The organism is Micromonospora arida (assembly GCF_042873195.1).
In the GTDB taxonomy this organism is placed as follows: Bacteria; Actinomycetota; Actinomycetes; order Mycobacteriales; family Micromonosporaceae; genus Micromonospora; species Micromonospora arida.
The window spans coordinates 381821-403901 of the sequence record NZ_JBIALC010000005.1; the positions used below are offsets into that span (position 1 = coordinate 381821).

A 22081-nucleotide genomic window follows, 5' to 3' on the forward strand; every position below is an offset into this window, starting at 1 on the left:
AGTCTACAACCCAACGAATGCATATCTGATTTCCCGGTAGGCCCGGGTAAGGTGCCGGAACCCGACGTGAACGGCCAGGAAAGCGAGACGCACGTGCTGCGCGAAGCGACGACGGACGACGTTCATCTGATGTTGTCCTGGCGTAATCAGGAAACCAATCGACAGGTCAGCAAGACCAGTCACGAGATCACCGCCGAGGAGCACGCCCGATGGTGGTCGGCGGTCCGCGGCGACCCGTCCCGGCGAGTGCTGGTGTACGTCCGCGACGACCGGCCCTGCGGTGTGGTCACCTTCTTCGACCTGCGATTGGACGGCCCCCGTACCGGCGCGTGGGGCTTCTATCTCGACGCCGACGGGCTGGACGGGCGGGGCGAGACACTGCCGGCCTGGCTGGGGGTCATGCGGGAGGCCGTCGAGTACGCCTTCGACGGGCTGCACCTGGACCGACTCGATGGGGAGGTGCTCGGCCACAATACCGTCGTACGACAGATGAACCGGCGTTTCCGATTCGTCGAGGGAACCCCGCGACAGGAGCTGTCCGACGGCCGGGCAATCACCGTCATCCCGATTTCCCTGGCTCGGGCAGACCGCCGCCAACGCTGATTGCCGGACCATTTCCTGCAATGGACAGGAAGCATTAATCGGCCGTGCTCCCGGTGGACATCCGCCGTTCACGGATAGCGGAGTCCACCGAAGCGCGGTGGGTCAGGCCCGCCGCCAGGCGGCCCAGTGCTGCTCCGGGTTGCCGCCGAGTCGGACGAAGCCGTACGCCGCGCCGTCCCAGTCGTCGACCTGCCCCGGTGCCCAGCGGGCGAACACGACCTGCGCCGCGGCCGGCGGCTGCCTGTCGCCGAACCACCGGACGTCGGCCCAGGTCACCTGGTGGCTGAGGTTGAACCGGAGGGTGTAGTGCACGTCGGTCGACGCCCACACCCGCTCGCCGGGGCGTACGCCGACGTCGGCAACCCGGGGCGTCGGCGCGGTGCTCGCGGCGGTCGGTCGCACGATTCGTTGGTCGATCACCTGCATGGTGACGAGGTTGACCACCACGACGACGCCGAGGACGGGCAGCCGCAGGCGGGGCATCCGGACCGTGGCGACGAGCAGCACGCAGCCGGCGATGCCGACCAGCGACCCGACCACCGGTCTCAGCTCCCGCCAGCCCTCGGTCAACGCCGCCAGGTCCGGTGCGCTGAACCCGCCGTAGCGCAACCGGTGGCCCTGGCTGGCCACGTACGCGAGTCGGGCCGCGACCAGCGCGCCGCCACCGATCAGCAGCGCCACCGCGACCGCCGCCCGGCGCAGCACCACCCGCCAGCCGGCGGTGAACAGCACCCCCAGCCCGACCAGCAGCCAGAGCGGCGCCAGCATCTGCACGTAGCGGCCGTAGATCGCGTCCAGCGGCTTGCCGGTGATGCCGGACAGGATCACCGACGCGCCGCCGGCCACCCCGACGGTCACCACCAGCGCCACGCCCATCGTCCAGCGGGCCGCGTCGCCGTGCCGTGGGCGCCACAGCTCGCGCACCGCGCCGGCCCAGGCCACCCCGGCCATTCCGAACGTGATCACCACGAGGTACCAGAGCTGGGTGGTGACCGCGGCGCTCACCCGGACCATCCCCTGGGCGGAGGTGACCGCCTCGAACGTGCCGCCGCCGGGGGTGCTGCCGAGCAGATAGACCTTGCCGCCGAGGTAGCGGATGGCGGCCTCGTTGACGAGCGCCATGGCGAGCACCGGCAGCATCGCCGCGAGCACCACAGGCGGGCTGATCCGGCGGCGGACGAACAGCAGCAGCACCAGCCCGGCGTGCACGGCCACGATCACCAGGCCGCGGGAGTGCAGCAGGTGAAACCCGCCGACCAGCAGGCCCACGGTGGCGGCGGCGAGCGGGCCGGGCCGGGTGATCCAGCGGTGCACGGCGAGCAGCCAGGCGACGACAAGCGGCGCCATCACCGCGTCGATCATGGCGATGCCCGCGTAGAAGGCGGTGGCCGGCAGGGTCGCCGCCGCGACCGCGCCGAGCAGCGCGTACGAGCGGCGCAGCTGGAACAGGCGGCGACCGAACAGGTACGCCAGCGGCAGCAGCGTCGAATTCACCATCGCGTTGATCAGCTGGACGATCCGGTAGCTGTCGGTGAAGTCCCGGTCCCCGAGGAACGCCGGCGAGATCAGCATCGGGTAGCCGACCCGGCGCAGCAGGTCGTTCTCGCTGCTGAAGCCCCCCGGGCCGCCGGCCAACGCGCGGGCGGTGTTCAGGTAACTGTCCTCGTCGGTGTGCGCGATGGGCAGCACGATGTGCCGGGACCACCACATCCGCCAGGCCACGCTGAGCACCCAGCCGACGACCAGCAGCAGCGGCACCAGCCAACGTCGGGTGGCCGGGCCACTCGGCGTCCCGGCCACCACGACCGGCCGTTCGATCACGTCACTACCGGGTGCCATGAACGCCTCCAGAATTGCCGGCCGGACCGGCCCGCGCTGATCCGACAGGCCCGTCGACCGGCGTCGGTGACGCCCGGGGATGGCCCGCTCGCACCGAGCCGGTGTGGATGTCGGGTGAACGTGGGACCCGGCTGCGCGCCGGGCCGCCGGGTCGTTCGCGCGGTCACTGTAGCGGCCCGATCCGGCCAGGTCAGCCCACATTCGGGGCGGTCGGAAGTGTTCGCCTACGCGGTGTTCGGCATTCACGGGAGCAGAGGTTGTGGTTCACCCGCGAGCGCCGGGGAGTTAACCCGCCATGGCTAGCGTGTCACCCCGGTCGGCCGGCCCAGGGCGGCTCGTTCATCCACGAACACGGGAGCACCACATTGAGTGAGTTGAATGGATCGTCCATTCTGATCACCGGGGGAACTGGTTCCTTCGGCAGGACGTTCCTCCGGCACATCCTCAACGAGGCCGACCCCGCCCGCGTGGTGGTGTTCTCCCGCGACGAGCTCAAGCAGTACGAGCTGCGCCAGCAACTCGGCGACGACCCGCGGCTGCGCTGGTTCATCGGCGACATCCGGGACCGGCACCGCCTCACCCGGGCCATGCACGGGGTCGACCACGTGGTGCACGCCGCCGCGCTGAAGCAGGTGGACACCGCGGAGTACAACCCCTCGGAGTACATCGCCACCAACATCACCGGCTCGCAGCACGTCGTCGACGCGGCGATCGAGGCCGGCGTCAGGAAGGTCATCGCGCTCTCCACCGACAAGGCGTCCAGCCCGATCAACCTGTACGGCGCGACGAAGCTGGTCGGCGACAAGCTGTTCGTCTCGGCCAACCACTACGCCGCCCAGCACCCCACCCGGTTCGCCGTGGTGCGCTACGGCAACGTGGTGGGCAGCCGCGGCTCGGTGGTCCCGCTGTTCCGCCGGCTGGCCGCCGAGGGCAAGAGCCTGCCGATCACCGACAAGCGGATGACCCGCTTCTGGATCACCCTGGACCAGGCCGTGCAGTTCGTCATGGACTCGTTCGACCAGATGCAGGGCGGCGAACTGTTCGTGCCGCGTATCCCGAGCATGCGCATCCTCGACCTGGTCGAGGCCGTGGCCCCGGACGCCACCACCCACGAGGTCGGAATCCGGCCGGGCGAGAAGCTGCACGAGGAGATGATCGCGCCCGACGACAGCCGGCGGACGCTGCGCGCCGACGGCCGGTTCATCGTCCAGCCCACCATCGCCACCTGGGGCTACCAGCCGCCGGCCGACTGCGACCCGGTGCCGGACGGCTTCGCCTACCAGTCGGACACCAACGACGAGTGGCTCACCGTCGAGCAGTTGCGCGACATGCTCGGCATCAACGGATGACGGGGATGCTCCCGTACGGCCGGCAGTCGATCAGCGAGGACGACATCGCAGCCGTCGCCGACGTGCTGCGCGGCGACTGGCTCACCACCGGTCCGCAGGTCGACGCCTTCGAGGCCGACCTCGCCCGGTGGACCGGCGGAGTCGGTGTCGCCGCCGTCTCCAACGGCACCGCGGCGCTGCACGTGGCGTACGCGGCGGCCGGGGTGGGGCCGGGCGACGAGGTGGTCGTTTCGCCGATGACGTTCGTGGCGACCGCCAGCAGCGCGGTCGCCCTCGGCGCGAAGATCGTCTTTGCCGATGTCGACGACGAGACGTTCTGCCTCGACCCGGCTGCGGCCGCCGCCGCGGTCACCTCGCGGACGGCTGTCGTCGCCGCTGTCGACTACGCCGGCCACCCCGCCGACTACGACGCGCTGCGCAAGTCGGTCGACGGCAGCGACGCGCTGCTGCTCGCCGACGCGGCGCACTCGATCGGCGGGACGTACCACGGTCGGCCGGTCGGTTCGCTCGCCGACCTGACCACGTTCTCGTTCTTCCCCACGAAGAACCTGACCACCGCCGAGGGCGGCGCCGTCGCGGCGCTGGACCCGGAGATCCTGAAGCGGGCCCGCCGGTTCCGCGGCGTCGGCATGGTCCGCGAACACGACGACCTGCGTTTCCCGGACGAGGGCGGCTGGCACCAGGAGGTGCACGAGTTCGGGCTGAACTACCGACTGCCGGACGTGCTCTGTGCCCTGGGCCGCAGCCAACTGCGTCGGCTCGGCGCGTTCACCGCCCGCCGCAGCGCCCTGGTCGCCCGCTACGACGAGGCGCTGGCCGACCTGGACGGCGTGCTTCCGCCCAACCGCAGGTCGTGGGCCGACCCGGCCTGGCACCTCTACCCGATCCGGGTGCTCGACGGGCGTCGCCGCGAGGTGTACGACCGGATGCGCGCCGCCGGCATCGGCGTCCAGGTCAACTACATCCCGGTGCACTGGCACCCGGCCTTCGCCGACCTGGGCTACCGGCGCGGATCCTGCCCGGTCGCCGAGTCGTTCTACTCCCAGCAGCTGTCGCTGCCGCTCTACCCGGGGCTCAGCGACGCCGACCAGGACCGCGTCATCGACGCGCTGACCGCCGCGGTGCGGGGCAGCTCGGTGCGTTCCGCCGCCTGATGGGAACCTGATGCACCACGCCAACCACTTCTACGGCCACGCCCACGTGCTGGCCCGCTACGCCGGCCTCGGCGACCGGCACCCACCCCGGATCAACGGGTACGTACAGCATGGCTGGAACATCGGTGACGGCCTGGCCCCCGGCCACCCGTACGCCGACCGCACCCCCAGCCTGCTCTGGTCGGAGCAGACCCGCCGCCGGGCCTGGTCGGTGGGGCGACGCAACGTGGTCGTCATCGGCGCGCCGTTCGTCTACCTGCAGGCTCTGCGCCCCGACGAACCACCGGCCGAGGACCGGGAGGGCACCATCTGGTACCCGTTCCACGGCTGGGAGGGACAACACGTCAAGGGCGACCACCGCAAACTGATCGCCCTCATCCAGGACACCGAGCCCGGCCCCGTCACGGTCTGCCTCTACTGGCACGAGTACCGGATGCGCAACGTGCGCCGGCTCTACGAACGTGCCGGGTTCCGGGTGATCTGCCACGGCTACCGGGGACACTGGTGGAAGGACACCGACCCGGAGTTCCTCGACCGACAGCTCACCGAGCTGCGCCGTCACCGCCGAGTGGCGTCCAACCGGCTGACCAGCGCGATCTTCTACGGCATCGCGGCGGGGTGCGAGCCCGCGGTCTACGGCGACCCGATGGTCCTGTCCAACGAGGACCCCACCTTCGGCGGCACCGCCCGGATCCGACGGCAGTGGCCGCAGCTGCACGGCACCAGTGTCGACCTGCCCACCGCGGTCGAGATCGCCCGCGCCGAGCTGGGCACCGACCACCGCTGCACGCCAGCCGAGCTCCGCGAGCTGCTCGGTTGGGCGCACCTCCAGGAGGAAGAGGAAGACCGTGACGACTGAGACGGCACCCGCCGACCGGATCACCCTGCCGGGCGGCGAGATGCTGGCCTGGTCGGACCTGCCGCAGGAACGGCTGGCAGGCGGTGGGCCGCTCGCCGCGCTGGCCGCCCGGTTGGTGCCGCCCGGCGCCCGCGTCCTGGTGGCCGGTCCACACGACCCGGCGCTACTCGACCAGCTCACCCACGCCGAGGTGACCTGCCTGCTGCGCAGCCACCCGGACGCGGTGGCGCTGGCGCACCGGGCCGCCCGGGTGGTGGTGGGTGGCCCGGCCGGGCTGCCCGACGACGAGACGTACGACGTGGTGATCGCCGCTGCCGGGCTGGACCCGGTGGAGTCGGTGGAGGGCACCCCGCTCGGCTGGGACGGTGTGCTGGCACGACTCGTCGCCGCGGTGCGACCGGGTGGCGCGTTGCTGCTGCGCCTGGACAACCCCCTGGGCCTGCACCGGCTGGTCGACACCACCCCCTGGTACGCCCGCCGCGACGACTCCGCCTGGATGATCGGCGGCGTGCTGGACCGGGCCCACCCGGCCAACCGGGACCAACTGCGCGAGCGGCTCGGCGCCGCGGGGCTGCGGCCGACCGCGTGCTGGGCCGCGTACCCCGGTGTCAGCACCCCGACGGCGCTGCTGGACGCCGACCACCTCGACCGGGGCGCGGGCTCCGGCCTGTTCGACGCGGTGCTGCACGGCGCCTGCGCCGGAGGTTTCACCAGCGCCATGGTGCTCCAGGACCCGGCCCGGCTCGCGGTGGACGCACTGCACGCCGGGCGCGCCGCCGACCTCGCACCGGGCTGGTTGACGCTCGCCCACCGGCCCGCCGACCCGACCACGCCGACCGTCGACCGGGACCTGCCGGTGGCCCTCGTGCAGACCGGTAGCCCCGGGATCGGCGTGCTGGAGGTGCTGCAGGCCCCCTCCGGTCGGTGCTGGGGGCTCATCCCGGCCACCGAAGCGACGACGCCGGCCATCGCGCCGTTCGCCAGCCGCGAGGCCGCGTACCGGGACGCGGACGCGCTGTCCGGACCGGTGCCGTCCGGCGGGCTGCTGCGTACCCTGCTGCTCGACGCGGCCCTGCGCCGCGACCTGGCCACCCTGCGCGCGCTGCTGCGCGGGTACGCGGGCTGGCTCGCCGACCAGGCCGACGCCGACGGCCGGATCGCCGGCGCGGCGGCGCTGGCCGCCACCGACAACGTGGTGGTCGAGGGCGAGCGGTACGCGGTGCTCGACCCCAGTTGGCGGGCCACCGCCGCGCTGCCCGCCGACGTGGTGCTCGCCCGCGGGCTGTGGCGCTTCGCCGCGGGCCTGCTCACCGGCGGGTACGCCCACCCGTGGTCGTCCACTCTCGACGTCGCGGGCCTGACCGTGGTGCTCGGCGGACTCGCCGGTCACGACCTCGACCGCGCGACCGTCAGCGACGCGGTCGAGGCCGAGGCGGCCATCGCCGCAGCACTGCACGGGCTGGACGCCGACGGCACTGTCGGCCTCGCCACCGAGCTGCACGCCGTCGCGCCGACCGACCCGCCGATGGGCGGGCACAGCTACCAGCAGCTACGCGAGGCGTGGCTGCGCCAGCGCGAGGAACTCACCCGGTTGGCGGCGCTGACCGCGTGGACCGAGGAGTTGCTCACCTCGCGGGAACGGGCGCTGCGCCGGGCCGAGACGACGATCGGCCTGCTCAGCGGGTCGCTCAGCTACCGGGTGGGCCGGCTCGCCATCACCCCGGCCCGGCTGGCCAAGCGGGGTGCCCGCGCCGCCAAACGTCGGGCCACCGCGGTGCTGGCCCCCAAGCAGGAGGAGCAGCAGTGACCGGCGTACCGGTGCCCGCGGACGACGCGGGGCCACGGATCGTCGGCATCGTGCAGGCGCGGATGGGTTCGTCCCGGCTGCCCGGCAAGGTGCTCCGCCCGCTCGCCGGACGCTCCGTGCTGGGCCGGGTCGTACGCGCCGCCTCCGACAGCGGCGTCCTTGCCGACCTGGTGGTCGCCACCAGCACCGACGCGGTCGACGACGCGGTGGCCGCCGAGTGCGCGCGGCTCGACGTGCCGTGCCACCGCGGGCCGGTCGACGACGTGCTGGACCGGTTCGTGGGCGCACTCGCGGCGCACCCGGGGGACGCCGTCATGCGGTTCACCGCCGACTGCCCCCTGCTCGACCCGGAGATCATCACCCTGGTCGCGTCGGTGTACCGCGCGGTCCCCGGGCTGGACTACGCCAGCACGTCGATCGCCCGGACCCTGCCCCGAGGGCTGGACGTCGAGATCATCCGAGCGGAGACGCTGCGCACGCTGGGCCGGCTCGCCACCGACCACCACCGGGTGCACGTGACCTCGTACGCGTACACCCATCCGGAGCTGTTCCGGGTGCTCGGGGTAACGCTCACCCCGGACCGCTCCGCGCTGCGGCTCACCCTCGACACCGAGCAGGACTGGACGCTGGTCAGCGCGATCATCGACCACTTCGGTGACGTCAGCGTGCCGCTGGCCAAGCTCGCCGACTGGCTCGACGGTCAGCCCCGGCTGCGGGCGCTCAACGCCGACGTACGACAGAAGCACCTGGAGGAGTCCTGAGCACCCCGAGGGTCGGGTTGCGCTGCGACGCCGGGCCACGGCGCGGCGTCGGCCACCTCGTCCGCTGCCTGGCGCTCGCCGAGGAGTTCCTCGCGCGGGGCGCCGACGTCACAGTGTTCGGCACCGTCGAACGGCTCGACTGGGCAACCGCTGAGCTGGCCGCGCGGGGCATCCCGCTGCTCCCCGGCCCGGACTCGGCTGCCGAACTGGTCGAGGTGGCCCGCCGACACCACCTGGACGTGTTCGTCCTCGACTCCTACGAACTGGACCCGGCCGGAGCCGGCGCCCTGCGCGCCGCCGGCGTCTACACCCTCGCCATCATCGACGGCGACAGCCGGGGCCAGGTCGCGGACCTCTACCTCGACCAGAACTTCGGAGCGGAGCTGCCGGCGCTGGGGTCAGGTTTCGGGGCGGACCTGCCGGGGCTGAGGTCCGGGCCGGACCGGCCGGGGCTGAGGTCCGCGCCGGAGCTACCAGGGCTGGAGTCCGGGCCGGAGCTGGGGTCGGGTCTTGGGGCGGAGCTGCCCGGTCGGCTTCTCGCCGGGAGCGGGTACGCGCTGCTGCGCGACACCGTGATCAACGCCCGGCCACCGGTCGCCCCGCCCGCCACGGCGGTCAGCCGCCCCCGGGTGCTGGCCTTCTTCGGCGGCACCGACGCGGTCGGCGCGGCGCCGCTCCTGACCCGGGTGCTGGTGGCCACCGGTCATCCGATGGACCTCACGGTCATCGTCGGTCGACCCGAGATCGAGGCGGAGGTCGACGATGTCGCCCCCGGTCGGGGGCAGACCATCCGACCGGTCCCGCCCACCACCTCGCTGCCGGCACTGATCACCGAAGCGGACCTGGTGGTCAGCGCCGCCGGCACGTCCACCTGGGAACTCTGCTGCCTCGGCGCACCCGGCGCACTGGTCTGCGTGGTCGACAACCAACGTGAGTCGTACACCCGGGTGGTGCGGCACGGCCTGGCCGCCGGCCTCGGTGAGCTGCCGGAGCTGACCGCCGGTGGCGTCGCCGGACGAGCCGCCCGCGCGACGGCGGCACGGACCCTGCACGGGCTGCTCAGCTCGCCGCAGCGGCGCGCGATGCTGGCCGCGCGCGCCTGGTCCACCGTCGACGGGCAGGGCCGGGCACGGGTGGTGGACGCGGTGTTCGACGCCGTACGCGCCGCCACCGTCCCCGGCTGACCGCGGCAGATCAAGGTCAAGGTCATGCTCGATCCTGGAAACAGTCCCCTCGAACGCGCGGGAGGCCACTACATCCAGGATCGAGCACGATCTTGCCGAGTGGCAACGGGCCGGCATCGTTCGCGCTAGCACGGGTGTACGAAAATGCTGCTAGGGTGGCCGTATGACGCAGGCCGCCTACCAGCCGTCGATGCTCGACCTGGCCGACGCCGGGCCGACCCTGGGGCCGCTGCCCGGCCAGATCCGCCGGCACCAGCTCAGCCGGGGCGCCTGGGTCGACCACCTCCCCGGCTGGGTGCGCGGCTCCGACACGGTCCTCGACACCCTGCTCACCGAGGTGCCCTGGCGTGCCGAACGGCGCACCATGTTTGACGCCGAGGTCGACGTGCCCCGACTGCTCTGCTGGTACGACGGCGCGAGGCAGCTCCCCCACCCCGTGCTCACCGCCGCGCGGGCCGCGCTCACCGCGCACTACGCGCCCGAGTTGGGCGAGCCCTTCGTCACCGCCGGCATGTGCCTCTACCGGTCCGGGCGCGACAGCGTGGCCTGGCACGGCGACACCATCGGCCGATCGGCGCACACCGACACGATCGTCGCGATCGTGTCGTTCGGAGCACCGCGACCGCTGCTGCTGCGCCCACGCGGCGGCGGCGAGAGCCTGCGCTTCCCGGTGGGCCACGGTGACCTGATCGTGATGGGCGGCTCCTGCCAACGCACCTGGGAGCACGCCATCCCCAAGACCACCCGCCCCGTGGGCCCTCGGGTGAGCGTCCAGTTCCGCCCCCACAACGTCGCCTGACTGTGGGCCTGCTCTAGGACGGCATCAGACGTTCGAGGCGGCGGCGGACCTCCTCGGCTGCGGGGTCGCCCACGTCCTCATAGATCCGCGCGGCCAGGCGCCAAGCGGCAGCGGCAGCGTTCCGGTCACCCATCCCTTCCCGGGTGTCTCCGAGTCGGATGAGGGTCTCCGCCTCGTGATACCGGTCCGCGGAGTCGCGAAAGAGCTCGATCGCCTGCTCGTAGCAGTTGGCCGCGCGGTCGCGTTCACCGAGGCGGTCGTAGGCGAAGCCGAGGCTGTCCAGCGTCGCGGCCTGACCGTTGCGGTCGTCGGTCCGTCGTTGCTGGTCGAGGGCCTCGGTGCAGCTGGCGATGGCCTGGACATAGTCGCCGGTGGTGGCGAGCAGCCAACCGATCGCGTTGAGCGTCCGGGCTTCGCCCGCGTGATTGCCGACCAGCCGGTAGAGCCGCAGCGCCTCGCGACCGTGTGCGAGCGCCTCGTCGAGCCGGCCGTCCAGGTAGCAGAGTTCGCAGTAGTTGTGCAGCGTCTGGGCCTGACCGATCGGGTCGCCGAGACGTTCGTGCAGCTCAAGCGCGCGCCTGAGCCGGTGCTCGGCAGTGGTGCGATCGCCCAGTCGGGTCAGCGCGCGAGAGACCAGCCGATTGGCGACGGCCTGACCGGCGAAGTCGTCGATCTTCTCTGCGGCGCCCAGCGCGACCTCTTGGATGGCGAGCTGGTCCTGCCAGAGGCCGCGCGGCGCCACAAAGGTGGTCAGCGCCCACGCGATCTGCCAGGCGTACGTCTCGAAGCCGTTCTCGGCGGCCTGTCGGACCACCCGGACCAGCACTCGATGCTCTGCCGTGAACCAGGCGAGCGCGCCGTCGTGATCGGTCACCGACCGCCTGGCGGGCACGGGCAGCGGCGGCATCGGCTCGATCGGGGGCCACTGCGGCTGGAGTAGCCGGGCGGCCGGATAGGCGGCGTGCAGATAGTGGTCGTACAGGCGCTGTCGGGCTGCGACGTGTTCGTCGCCGCGCTCCGACGACTGTGCGAGCTCGGCCGCGTAGGCGCGCAGAAGATCGTGGAAGGCGAACCGGCCGGGCGCGTGCTCCGCCAGCAGGTGGAGCCGGGTCAGTTCCCGCAGGACCGGCGTAACGGCCGCGGGTGACACACCGGCGAGAGCCGACGCCGCGGCGGTGGTCAGGTCCGGGCCCGGATGCAGCCCCAGCAGAGTGAACAGCCGGGCGGCGTCCACCCCCAGGGCCAGGAACGACCACGAGAAGACGCGCCGGACGTCGCCGTCGGCCAAGGCGTCCAGCCTCGCCTCGGCCGAGTGCAGTTCGGCGGCGATCGCGCTGAGCGGGAACCTGGGATGGGTCGCGACACGCGCCGCCACTATCGACAGTGCCAGTGGAAGCCGGCCTGCGGCCTCGATGATGTCGGCCACCGCCACCGACTCGGAGGCGAGCCGGCTGACCCCGAGACGTCTGGCGAGCAGACTCCTCGACTCCTCCGCCGTGAGCACGTCCAGTGTCAACGGCGTGGCACACTCGGCGGCGATCAGGCCGCCGAGCCGGTCACGGCTGGTGACCACGACCATGCAGCGGCCCGCACCGGGCAGCAGGGCGCGCACCTGGGCGGAGTCGCGAGCGTTGTCGAGCACCAGGAGCATCCGGCGGGAGGCCAGCAGGCTGCGGTAGAGACCAGTCCGGGCCTCCATGTCGGAGGGTATCCGGGCGTGGGGCACGCCGAGCGCCTCGAGGAAGCCGGACAGGGCGTCGGGCGGGGACACCGCGCCAGCTTCGTCGTAACCGCGAAGGTTCACATAGAGCTGGCCGTCCGGGAAGCGGTCGGCAACCCGGTGCGCCCAGTGCAACGCCAGGGCCGTCTTGCCGACTCCGGCCATGCCGGACACCACAGAGATCGCCCCGCTCGTCGACCCCTCAGCCCCGCCATGCAGAAGCCCGTCGAGGCCCGCCAGCTCGACGCTGCGTCCGACGAACTCCGGCACCGCACGCGGCAGTTGCTCGGGGCGCTGGATGAGCGGCCCGACTGCCGTCTCCGGCGCCCGCCGGTCCGGCCCCGTTGGCGGTTGCGTCGTCAGGCCCGGGCGGTGATGCAGGATGTCGTCGTACAGCGTGACGAGCTCCGGAGCGGGATCGAGGCCGGTCTCCTCCGCCAGCGTCTGTCGGGCCTGCCGGAAAGCATCCAGTGCGCCGGCCACGTCTCCGATGCGGTACAGGCCCACCATCAGCTGGCCCCACGCCCGCTGCCGCAACGGATGCCGGTCGAGCAGGCCACGCAACCGGTGCACGACGTCGGCCGACGCGCCGAGGGCCAGCACGGCCTCGGCGTAGTCCTCCTCGACGAGCAGCCGGCGCTCCTCCAACTGCGCCACCCGCCGAGCCAGCGTCGAGCGCAGCGGCAGGTCGGACAGCGGCGCACCACGCCACAGGCGCACCGCGGCGGAGAGTTCGGCCTCGGCCCGGTCCAGATCGGCAACGGCGAGCGCCTCGCGGCCCCGCGCCGCCGCGGCGTCGAACAGGTCCAGGTCCCGTTCGTCTGGGCCCACCCGCAGCAGGTAGCCGCCGGCCGCAGCGGTTATCCCATCCCAGGTCGTCCCACCGCCCAGCGACCGCCGCAGCCCGCGCACATAGGTGCGCAGATTCGCGGCAGCCGACGCCGGCTCGTCGTCGCCCCACAGCATCGCGGCCAGCTCGTTGGTGCCGACGACCTCATTCGGGCGCAGCAGCAGGGTCGCCAGCAGGAGACGCTGCTTCACCGAGCCCAGTGGAACCGACCGGCCGTCGCGGTACACCCGGAACGGGCCAAGGAGTTCGAAACGCAACCAGGCACCTCACGTGTGGGCGCTGCCATGTGCCGCCACGCGTACAGCACCCGGACAAGCGGGCGAGCAGATGAGCTGTGCGTGAGTTGTGCGGCGGTTGTACCGGCCCCACCGTACCTTCTCCATGGGGGGACCGGGGCGGTGAGGATGGTTCTACCGTCCTCACCGTCTCATCCAAGAGCACCAATCGCCAGGCCTGGTTGCACGACGATGGCGCGAGGCCAAACGGGGACCGTCTGTCCACACGCGTTCTGGCGCAAGGCCTACTCCAACCCGGCGGTCTGGCCAACTGAGCATCATCGCGAGCAGCCCGATTCCCACGCGGTGGCCAGCGACTCGCAAGGTAGGTCCGGACACGACGGGACCGGTTGTCCGGACCTACCTTGCGGTTCTCCGGCCTGACCGCCATTGATCCAGCGGCGACCGGGCGCGTGCTAGAGGAGGCCGGCGAGTTTGTAGAGGACCAGGGAGCCGGCTACCGCGACGTTCAGGCTGTGGCCGTGGCCGACCATCGGAATCTCCACCGCCGCGTCCAGCTGGTCGAGCGCCTCGGGCGGGATGCCGGTCGCCTCGTGGCCCAGCAGCACGACGGTACGGCCCCGAGCGGCGGGCAGATCACCGAGCCGGACGGCCTCGTCGGCCAGTTCCACCCCGAGGACCCGGGTGCCGGCGGCCCGTTCGGCGGCCAGCCATTGCAGCGGACTGCCGACCCGGTGGACGCAGCCCGGCCGCCGCAGCGTGTTGCCCCGGGCCACGGCCTCGTCCACCCAGCGGAACGGTGGCACGGCGAGGCAGGCGCCGACCGCGTCGCACGTACGCAACAGGGTGCCCAGGTTCGCGCCGTGCATCGGCCAGAGTGGCGCGGCGATCAGGTGACCCCAACAGCGGTGTGGCCGGGGACGGCGGGCGGCGCGTAGCTCACGCCTCGGCCGGACCCGGATGGCGGCGCTCACGCCGCGCCGGCGACTCCGCCGGACAGAGAAGAAATCATGTTGAGGGGCGCTTCGCGGTGCACCCGGACCCTCACCGACAACAGAGGGCACCACCATACCGCGCAGGCGGACGCCCCACCCCGCAGGTGCCGGACCGTCCCCCGGGGACGGTCCGGCAGCGCGGGTGGGGTCAGTCGCGTTCGATCAGATGGCCTACCACCGTCGGGCCGAGCATCACCGCGAAGCCGCTGCCGTCGCGGCGTGGGTCCGCGGTGGGCAGTTCCACCGGGTCGCCGGTGGCGGTCGCGCCGACCGGTCGCGGGCCCACCCAGGCGACGGCCACGTCCGTCTCACCCTTGAGGAAGCGGTGCGCGCGCACACCGCCGGTCGCCCGGCCCTTTGCCGGGTACGCCTTGAACGGCGTCACCTTGACCGTCGCGCCGGTGGAGGTGACCACCATCGGCTCGCCATGCCCCGGGTCGTCGGTGCGTACCGCGCCGAAGAACGCGACCCGCGCCCCGGCCGGCAGGTTGATGCCGGCCATACCGCCGCCCTTGAGGCCCTGCGGCCGGACCAACCCTGCGGGGAAGCGCAACAGCGACGCCTCCGAGGTGACGAAGGTCAGCGTCTCGGTGCCGTCGGTCAGCCAGGTCGCCCCGACCACCTCGTCACCGTCGCGCAGACCGATCACCTCGAACTCGTCGGAGCGCACCGGCCACTCCGGCGAGCAGATCTTCACCGCGCCCTGCCGGGTGCCCAATGCCAGCCCTGGTGAGCCCTCCGCCTGCCCTCCCAGCGGGGCCAGGCCGACGACGGTCTCCCCCGCCGCCAACGGCACCAGCTCGGCCGCGGACATACCGCCACGCAGTGACACGGTGCCCGCCTGCTCGGGCAGCACCGGCAGCGGCAGAACGTCGACCTTGAACGCCCGACCGGCGCTGGTCAACAGCAGCACCCGACCACGGGCGGTGGAGTGCGCGATGGCGCGTACCGTGTCGTGCTTGACCCGGCCGTTGCGTCGGCGCCCCTCGGAGCTCTCCTCCGACTCGGCAGCGGTCCGGGCGACCAGCCCGGTCGCGGAAAGGATCACCTGGCACGGGTCGTCGGCGACCTCCAGCGGGCCGGCCGGCGCGGACGCGGCCAGCACCTCCTTCAGGTCACCGTCGACAAGCGTCGTACGACGTTCGGTGCTGAACTGCTTGACCACGGCCGCCAGCTCGTCGGAGACCACCTTCCGGAGCACACGCTCGTCGTCGAGGATCTTGCTCAGCTCGGCGATTTCGGCGCGCAGCCGCTCCTGCTCGGCCTCCAGCTCGATCCGGTCGAACTTGGTCAGCCGGCGCAACGGAGTGTCCAGGATGTACGTGGCCTGGATGTCGGAGAGGCCGAACCGGCTCATCAGCCCGTCCTTCGCGGCCTGCGCGTCGTCGCTGCCCCGGATCAGCCGGACCACCTCGTCGATGTCCAGCAGCGCGATCAGCAGACCGTCGACCAGGTGCAACCGCTCCTGACGCTTGCGTCGACGGTACGAGGTGCGCCGGGTGACCACCTCGTACCGGTGGGCCAGGAAGACCTCCAGCAGCGCCTTGAGGCCCAGCGTGCGCGGCTGCCCGTCGACCAGGACCAGGTTGTTGACGCCGAACGACTGCTCCAGCGGGGTCAGCCGGTAGAGGTCGGCGAGCAGCGCCTGCGGGTTGACCCCGACCTTGCACTCGACGACGAGCCGGGTGCCGCTCTCCCGGTCGGTGAGGTCCTTGACGTCGGCGATGCCGGTGAGCCGCTTGGTCTTGGTGACCTCGTTGGTGATCGCGGCGATGACCTTCTCCGCGCCGACACCGTAGGGCAACTCGACCACGGTGATCGCCTGTCGGCCCCGGCTGCCCTCGATCGGGCCGATCTCCACCTTGCCGCGCATCCGCACCACGCCACGCCCGGTCTCGTACGCCCGGCGCACCTCGTCCAGGCCGAGCAGCACCCCACCGGTGGGCAGGTCGGGGCCGGGGACGAACTCCATGAGTTTGTCCAGAGTGGCGTCCGGGTGGTTGATCAACCAGCGGGCCGCGGAGACGACCTCGGCCAGGTTGTGCGGGATCATGTTGGTGGCCATGCCGACCGCGATCCCGGACGCGCCGTTGACCAGCAGGTTGGGGAAGGCCGCCGGCAGCACGGTCGGCTGGGTCAGCGACCCGTCGTAGTTGGGCTCGACGTCGACGGTGTCCTCGCCCAGCTCACCGACGAGCAGCATGGCCTCGCGGGACATCCGCGCTTCGGTGTTGTGGTTGACGAATCCGCCGGCGAGGAAGGAATGGTCCTCCGACTTGACCCGGACCGAGTAGACCTCCGCCGGCTCGCAGGGCGTCACCTCGGTGACGCGCTCGAACCGGTACCCAGAATCCATGATCGGGAGAATCGTCGCCAGAAGTTCCGGCTCTTTGATGCGATCGATGATGCGAAGGCGCTCGGTCTCCCATCGCTCGACGCGATCGAAGTTGTGCGTCGTCAGCCACTTGCCGCCGCTACCACGACGGTCAAAGTCCAAGGCGTCACGCACGTATGTGGCAACGAACGGAACGTGGTCCTTGCTCAGCCGATGCGGACGCAACGGCGCGTGTCGCAGAACCTTGTTCAGCTTTGCCTGTTTGGTGCGGAGGAAGCCCACCCGATTGGCGAATGCCTTGATGTTACGCAGACCGGAAATCACCAAGCGGTGCTCGACCGAGCCGCTGGGACGCGTGTAACGGCGCCAGCAGGCGACGACACCGAATTCGGTGAGTAGCTCTTGGACATCCCTGGTAAGCCGCTCGCTGTAACTCGTGTACTGGATCGTGAAGCTGTCCTTGGCGACCCGCACCCCGCCGTCGCCTTCGAAAAGGGCCATGAGGAAGGCGCGCTTGACGCCCCAGCCACCGTTCCAGACGAATTGCGGGATGAACTTGTCCCGGGCCTGATGCCCGATGAACTCCACCATTGGGCTTGCCCGGAAAGCATCCATACCGCCGGCATAGATTTGGACATCGATTTCCTGGACGCGCTTCCGGTCGCGACGGGTCTGTCGCTCGCTGACGTAACGCCGACCACCAACCACTTGGTCGTACGCATGCAGAACCTCATTGAAGAAGTGCTCGTCGGTGTTGTTGAAACCGGCCCTTGTCTCACTCGCGAAGCCCTCGGACGCCCACGCGCCACCGAGAATGCCCAGCGAGTATTCGCGAGCTGTGGGTATGACCTGGGACCAGGCGTTGCGTGCCACACAGACGGTCGAGCCGACCGCAAGCTCGTCGAGCCGTCGCCACTGGAAATTGGGGACGCCCATCGGCGACTCAAGACAGAGCACCAGGTGATTTTCGCTGCCCCGAAGCGAGAAACCGGCATCCGTGCCGATCCGGACCGTCGGATGGACGCCGGAGTTGAACACCTTGTCGACCTGAACAGCTTTACCGTCTTTGTCGAGCACCTCGAAGTCGACATCGGCTTCGCTGTCCGCAGCGAGGCTTACCAGGTCAGCAATTCGAGGGCTGGTGCCGTCAGCAAGTCGAATACGGGTGTCTCCCGTAACGCAGTAACGCGAGGCGGCCGGGCCGTCGTCGGGGCTGCCGAAGTTGCCGTGCCCGTCGATGAGCGGCACGTTGAGGGAGAAGTCCTGGGCGAGGCGGACCATGGCGTCGTAGATCGCCGTGTCACCGTGCGGATGGTACTTACCCATTGTATCCCCGACAATTCGGGCAGACTTCACATGCCCGCGGTCCGGCCGGTAGCCCTGCTCGTACATCGACCAGAGGATGCGCCGGTGCACGGGCTTGAGGCCGTCGCGGGCGTCGGGCAGGGCGCGGGAGTGGATGACCGAGAACGCGTACTCCAGGTAGGAGTCGGAGACCTCGGTGACCAGTGGGTTGTCGAACACCCGCGCGCCGGCCTGGTCGAACGAGGAGAGGTCGACCTTGTTTTCCTTACGGCGTGCCATGACTCAGCTCTCCACTGGAACTGGAACTGGAACGGAACGGGCGCTCATGCGTCGATCGCATCCCGGTCGACGCGGTCGGCGGAGTCGATGAGCCAGTTGCGACGCGGCTCGACCTTCTCGCCCATCAGCAGTTCGAGGATGCGTTCGGCGGCGTCGACGTCGTCGAGGGTGATCCGGCGGACGGCCCGGGTGGCCGGGTTCATCGTGGTGTCCCACAGCTCGTCGGCGTCCATCTCACCGAGACCCTTGAACCGTGGGATGGGCGTGACGATCTGCTTGCCGGCCTTCTCCAGCTTGCGGACCGTCGTCTCCATCTCGGCCTGGGTGTAGGTGTAGACGGTCTGCGGGCTGCGCCCCTTGGTGGTGATCTTGTGCAGGGGCGGCATCGCGGCGTAGAGCCGACCGGCCTCGATCAGCGGTCGCATGTACCGGGCGAACAGGGTGATCAGCAGCGTACGGATGTGGGCGCCGTCCACGTCGGCGTCGGCCATGATCAGCACACGGCCGTAGCGCAGCGCGGAGAGGTCGAAGGTGCGCCCCGAGCCGGCGCCGAGGACCTGCACGATGGCCGCGCACTCGGCATTGTCCAGAACCTGCTGGAGGTTGGCCTTCTGCACATTGAGGATCTTGCCGCGGATCGGCAGCAGCGCCTGGTATTCCGAGGAACGGGCCATCCGGCTCGTACCCAGCGCGCTGTCACCCTCGACGATGAACAGCTCGCTGCGATCGATGCCGGTGGCCCGGCAGTCGACCAGCTTCGGCGGCATGGACGCGCCCTCCAGGGCGGTCTTGCGCCGGGCGGCGTCCTTCTGTTGCTTCTGGGTGAGTCGCACCCGGGCGGCGTCGACGATCTTCTGCAGGACGGTGCGCGCCTCGGCCTTGGTGCGCCGGTCCTCAAGCCAGGCCTTGATGTGCGCGTCGACCAGGGACTGGAGAACCTTGGTGATGCCGGTGGTGGAGAGCTCGTCCTTGGTCTGCGAGGTGAACTGCGGCTCGGGGATCCGCACGTGCACCACCGCCGTCATCCCCTCCAGGACGTCGTCCAGGGTGGGAGGCTCCTCCTTGGCCTTGAGCAGACCGCGGGTGTTGCGGATCGCGTCGGCGAGCGCGCGGACGAGGGCCCGCTCGAAACCCTTGCGGTGGGTGCCGCCGTGCGCGTTGCGGATGGTGTTGGTGAAGCATTCGACGGTGCGCTCGTAACCGGTGCCCCACCGGAACGCCACCTCGACCTCGGCGCGCCGCTGCACGTTGGACTGCATGACGCCGTTGGCGTCGGCGGCGTTCTCCCGGTAGGTGCCCTCGCCGTTGACCAGCAGGGTGCCAGAGACGGGCCGGTCTCCGGCCGGGGCGAGGAACTCCACCATGTCACTGAGCCCGTTGGGGTAGTGGAACCGCTCCTCGGCGGGCGCCTCGCCGGTCAGGTCGCGCAGCAGGTAGGTCACGCCGGGGACCAGGAACGCGGTGTTGCGCAGCTTCATCCGGACGGCGTCGACGTCGAGCGCGGCGCCGGTCTCGAAGTAGCGGGCGTCGTGCCACCAGCGGATCGAGGTGCCGGTGCGCTGGCCGCGCTTCATCCCGCCGGTCACCTGGAGCCCGGGGCCGGCGGTGAACGGGGCGTCCGGCCCGTCGCCGTCGAAGATGCCCGGGACGCCGTGCCGGAACGACATCGCGTGGATCTTGCCGGCCCGGCGGACGGTCACGTCGAAGCGGCGGGACAGCGCGTTGACCGCCGATGCGCCGACGCCGTGCAGACCGCCGGAGGTCTTGTAGCCGGAGCCGCCGAACTTGCCGCCGGCGTGCAGCCGGGTCAGCACCAGCTCGACGCCGGAGATGCCGGACTTGGCGTGCACGTCGGTGGGGATGCCGCGGCCGTCGTCGTCGACCTGCACCGAGCCGTCGGCGTGCAGGATCACCTCGACGTGGCTGGCGTGACCGGCGACACCCTCGTCGGTGGAGTTGTCGAGGATCTCGTTGACGAGGTGACCCACGCCACGGCTGTCGGTGGAACCGATGTACATGCCGGGCCGCTTGCGGACAGCGTCCAGCCCCTCAAGGTGGGTGAGGTCATCGGCCCCGTACAGGGTGTCAGGCTCTGCGGTCAACTGGTCGTACTCCCCGGTCTCGGCGGTGTGCTGCCGGTCACCGGCGACATCAGCCGGCGTGGCGCGCCGCAGCGAGCCTAGCCCGAGGCTAGGACAACCACCGGAGGACCTACGCGACCCGCCGCGCGTGGTCCTCCGGACGTGAGCCAACGAACAGCTGCCTAGTGATCATGGGGCCACGCAGAGACACGGCCACCGGTACGCCCACCCAGAATCGCGGCCGGTTGAGCGCGGGGTGCACGCCGGTCCGGGTCGAGGAGATCACGAGGCGGTCGAGGTGGACGAGACGCGCTGCGGCGCTCCCTCGGCACGCCGGCCCGACGGTGGCTGTTGGTGGGCACCCTGGCGGCGGGGCTGCTGGCCGCCGGGGCGCTGGTCGCGGCGGTGGATGCCGCCGACCGGTAGCCCGTCATGCCTACGGGCGCATGTCTTTCGTCGAACGAATCTGTTACGGGCCATTGACGCCCATCGCGGCGAGGTGATCTGATCGCGCCCTCAGAGAATCTTTCATCTTTCGATGGTTGGGGGCCCCATGCCCAGGTTCCGGCGTACCGCGCTCGCCGCGGGACTAACGATCGCCATGGCCGCGTTGTCGACCGCCGTCGCGCTGCCCGCACCCGCGTCCGCCGCGTTGCCCACCGCCGCGGTGGCACTCGGGGACAGCTTCATCAGTGGCGAGGGCGCCGGGGCGTACACCCCTGTCGTCGACGCCAACGGAGTCAGCCAGGGCTTCCCCGGTTGGACCGCGGCGAACAACAACGCGTTCTTCTGCCACCGCTCGGCCAACGCCTCGCTCAACCAGGCCAACCTGCCGGGCATCCAGAACCGGTTCAACCTGGCCTGCTCCGGTGGTCAGCCCCACGACATCGCCAACGCCTCCCAGGCGCGGACCAACGGTCGTACCGTCGCCTCACAGCTGAGTCAGCTGCGCGCCGTCGCGCAGACCCAGGACATCGACCTGGTGCTGGTCGGCCTCGGTTCCAACAACAGCTCGTTCACCTTCGGCAGCGTCGCGGAGAAGTGCGCCAACCGGTTCATCGCCGATGCCTGGACCGGCTGGTGGGAGTTCTGGGCGTACCTGAACGGGCCGGTGGAGCAGAAGCCGTGCAGCGACGCCGACCTGGCCACCGCCGCGCAGCTCAGCGCCGCGACCGCGGAGACCACCGCGGCCGTACGCCAGATCCTGACCACCCTCGACCAGGTCGACGCGGACGGGCAGCACCGGGTGGTGTTCCAGGACTACACGAACCCGCTGCCGCTGGACCTGAACCCGCAGTTCCACGAGGAGGACAGCCGGGACGACACCCGGGACAAGTTCCGTGACCTGGGTGCCGAGCGGTACGCGGGCGGTTGCCCGATCCACCGGGCCAGCCTGGCGCCGGGGCACCGCTTCTCCCAGGGTCTGGGCAGCATCGTGAAGTCCACCCGGGACACTCTCGCAGCCGAGTTCCCCGCCGACGAGCTGGTGTACCTGAACGTGCAGCAGGCCTTCAACGGCGCCCGGCTCTGCGAGCAGACCAGCAGCCCGAGCGGCTCGCTGGCCACTCCGATCCGGCTTCAGGACGGCGCGACCGGCACCTTCGTCACCAGCCTCGCCGGCAAGGACAAGATCGCCATCCAGCGCATCGCCAACACCTGCGTCACCTACTTCCAGACCTGCCAGGAGTCGTGGCACCCGAACGCCACCGGGCACCAGGTCCTCGGCCAGTGCCTGAGCGGCGCGGCCTCCACCAGCGCCCGTTCGGTGGCCTGCGTGCGGGCCAGCAACGGGGCAATCTCGGTCTCCTGACCGCAGCGCCATTCGGAGGGCTCCGCCATTCGGCGGGGCCCTCCGTCGCGTCCGTCGAGCGCGCCCACTGCTGCCGTGGACCCGACGGCCTGCTGCTACCCGCCGGTAACGTCAG

13 protein-coding genes and 3 pseudogenes are annotated in these 22081 nt (G+C 71.1%); 9 read left to right on the forward strand and 7 right to left on the reverse strand.

What is annotated here, in order from left to right:
* Positions 1–66 precede the first annotated feature (66 nt).
* Entirely contained in the window at positions 67–603 is a 537-nt protein-coding gene (locus tag ACFYP0_RS18560; protein ID WP_386996857.1) for a GNAT family N-acetyltransferase, read from the forward strand.
* Positions 604–705: 102 nt separating this feature from the next.
* Here the strand turns inward: ACFYP0_RS18560 and ACFYP0_RS18565 are convergent, their stop codons facing one another.
* Complete coding sequence (locus ACFYP0_RS18565; RefSeq protein WP_355500847.1) at positions 706–2442, reverse strand: hypothetical protein; 1737 nt, start codon at positions 2440–2442, stop codon at positions 706–708.
* A gap of 365 nt (positions 2443–2807) precedes the next feature.
* On the opposite strand from ACFYP0_RS18565, the gene pseB reads away from it, so the two are divergent.
* The 7 genes from pseB to ACFYP0_RS18600 all read left to right on the forward strand — a co-directional run bounded on the left by pseB (position 2808) and on the right by ACFYP0_RS18600 (position 10355).
* Entirely contained in the window at positions 2808–3791 is a 984-nt protein-coding gene (gene pseB, locus ACFYP0_RS18570; RefSeq protein WP_124856169.1) for a UDP-N-acetylglucosamine 4,6-dehydratase (inverting), read from the forward strand.
* Positions 3788–4945 (forward strand): DegT/DnrJ/EryC1/StrS family aminotransferase, encoded by a 1158-nt coding sequence (locus tag ACFYP0_RS18575; protein ID WP_355500851.1) that lies wholly within the window; start codon positions 3788–3790, stop codon positions 4943–4945. Before pseB ends, ACFYP0_RS18575 begins: the two co-directional genes overlap by 4 nt.
* A 10-nt stretch (positions 4946–4955) precedes the next feature.
* Positions 4956–5804 carry a hypothetical protein gene (locus tag ACFYP0_RS18580; protein ID WP_355500854.1) on the forward strand — a complete coding sequence of 283 codons (849 nt, stop codon included), beginning with the start codon at positions 4956–4958 and terminating at the stop codon, positions 5802–5804.
* The gene (locus tag ACFYP0_RS18585) at positions 5794–7611 is read left to right on the forward strand and encodes a class I SAM-dependent methyltransferase (protein WP_386996860.1); all 1818 of its coding nucleotides are present in this window, start codon (positions 5794–5796) and stop codon (positions 7609–7611) included. The genes ACFYP0_RS18580 and ACFYP0_RS18585 overlap by 11 nt, the downstream gene beginning before the upstream one ends.
* Positions 7608–8372, forward strand: coding sequence for a glycosyltransferase family protein (locus ACFYP0_RS18590; RefSeq protein ID WP_355500859.1), 765 nt, complete (start codon positions 7608–7610; stop codon positions 8370–8372). The genes ACFYP0_RS18585 and ACFYP0_RS18590 overlap by 4 nt, the downstream gene beginning before the upstream one ends.
* Positions 8369–9556 carry a PseG/SpsG family protein gene (locus ACFYP0_RS18595; protein WP_355500943.1) on the forward strand — a complete coding sequence of 396 codons (1188 nt, stop codon included), beginning with the start codon at positions 8369–8371 and terminating at the stop codon, positions 9554–9556. The genes ACFYP0_RS18590 and ACFYP0_RS18595 overlap by 4 nt, the downstream gene beginning before the upstream one ends.
* A gap of 163 nt (positions 9557–9719) precedes the next feature.
* On the forward strand, positions 9720–10355 hold the full coding sequence (locus tag ACFYP0_RS18600) for an alpha-ketoglutarate-dependent dioxygenase AlkB (protein WP_355500862.1): 636 nt from the start codon (positions 9720–9722) through the stop codon (positions 10353–10355).
* A gap of 13 nt (positions 10356–10368) precedes the next feature.
* On the opposite strand, the gene ACFYP0_RS18605 is transcribed toward ACFYP0_RS18600, so the two are convergent.
* The 6 genes and pseudogenes from ACFYP0_RS18605 to ACFYP0_RS18630 form a co-directional block, all read right to left on the reverse strand.
* Positions 10369–13182 carry an AfsR/SARP family transcriptional regulator gene (locus ACFYP0_RS18605; protein ID WP_356980148.1) on the reverse strand — a complete coding sequence of 938 codons (2814 nt, stop codon included), beginning with the start codon at positions 13180–13182 and terminating at the stop codon, positions 10369–10371.
* Between the two features lie 434 nt (positions 13183–13616).
* Positions 13617–14135 (reverse strand): TrmH family RNA methyltransferase, encoded by a 519-nt coding sequence (locus ACFYP0_RS18610; protein ID WP_244218923.1) that lies wholly within the window; start codon positions 14133–14135, stop codon positions 13617–13619.
* Between the two features lie 169 nt (positions 14136–14304).
* Positions 14305–16386: pseudogene (locus ACFYP0_RS18615) on the reverse strand (DNA gyrase subunit A); the annotation flags it as partial.
* Between the two features lie 393 nt (positions 16387–16779).
* A pseudogene (locus ACFYP0_RS18620) lies at positions 16780–17661 on the reverse strand (LAGLIDADG family homing endonuclease); the annotation flags it as partial.
* A 12-nt stretch (positions 17662–17673) separates the two neighbouring features.
* A pseudogene (locus ACFYP0_RS18625) lies at positions 17674–18075 on the reverse strand (DNA gyrase subunit A); the annotation flags it as partial.
* A 44-nt stretch (positions 18076–18119) separates the two neighbouring features.
* Complete coding sequence (locus ACFYP0_RS18630) at positions 18120–20177, reverse strand: DNA gyrase/topoisomerase IV subunit B (RefSeq protein ID WP_124856187.1); 2058 nt, start codon at positions 20175–20177, stop codon at positions 18120–18122.
* 532 nt (positions 20178–20709) lie between these two features.
* Between ACFYP0_RS18630 and ACFYP0_RS18635 the strand changes: the two genes are divergently transcribed.
* A complete protein-coding gene (locus tag ACFYP0_RS18635) occupies positions 20710–21966 on the forward strand; it encodes a hypothetical protein (protein WP_355500869.1) in 1257 nt (418 codons plus the stop codon).
* The last annotated feature ends 115 nt before the right edge of the window (positions 21967–22081 follow it).

Coding starts and splice junctions, on each gene's coding strand:
- ACFYP0_RS18565 (WP_355500847.1), bottom strand. CDS start 2,442: ATGGCACCCGGTAGTGACGTGATCGAACGGCCGGTCGTGGTGGCCGGG.
- ACFYP0_RS18575 (WP_355500851.1), top strand. CDS start 3,788: ATGACGGGGATGCTCCCGTACGGCCGGCAGTCGATCAGCGAGGACGAC.
- ACFYP0_RS18635 (WP_355500869.1), top strand. CDS start 20,710: ATGCCCAGGTTCCGGCGTACCGCGCTCGCCGCGGGACTAACGATCGCC.
- ACFYP0_RS18580 (WP_355500854.1), top strand. CDS start 4,956: ATGCACCACGCCAACCACTTCTACGGCCACGCCCACGTGCTGGCCCGC.
- ACFYP0_RS18600 (WP_355500862.1), top strand. CDS start 9,720: ATGACGCAGGCCGCCTACCAGCCGTCGATGCTCGACCTGGCCGACGCC.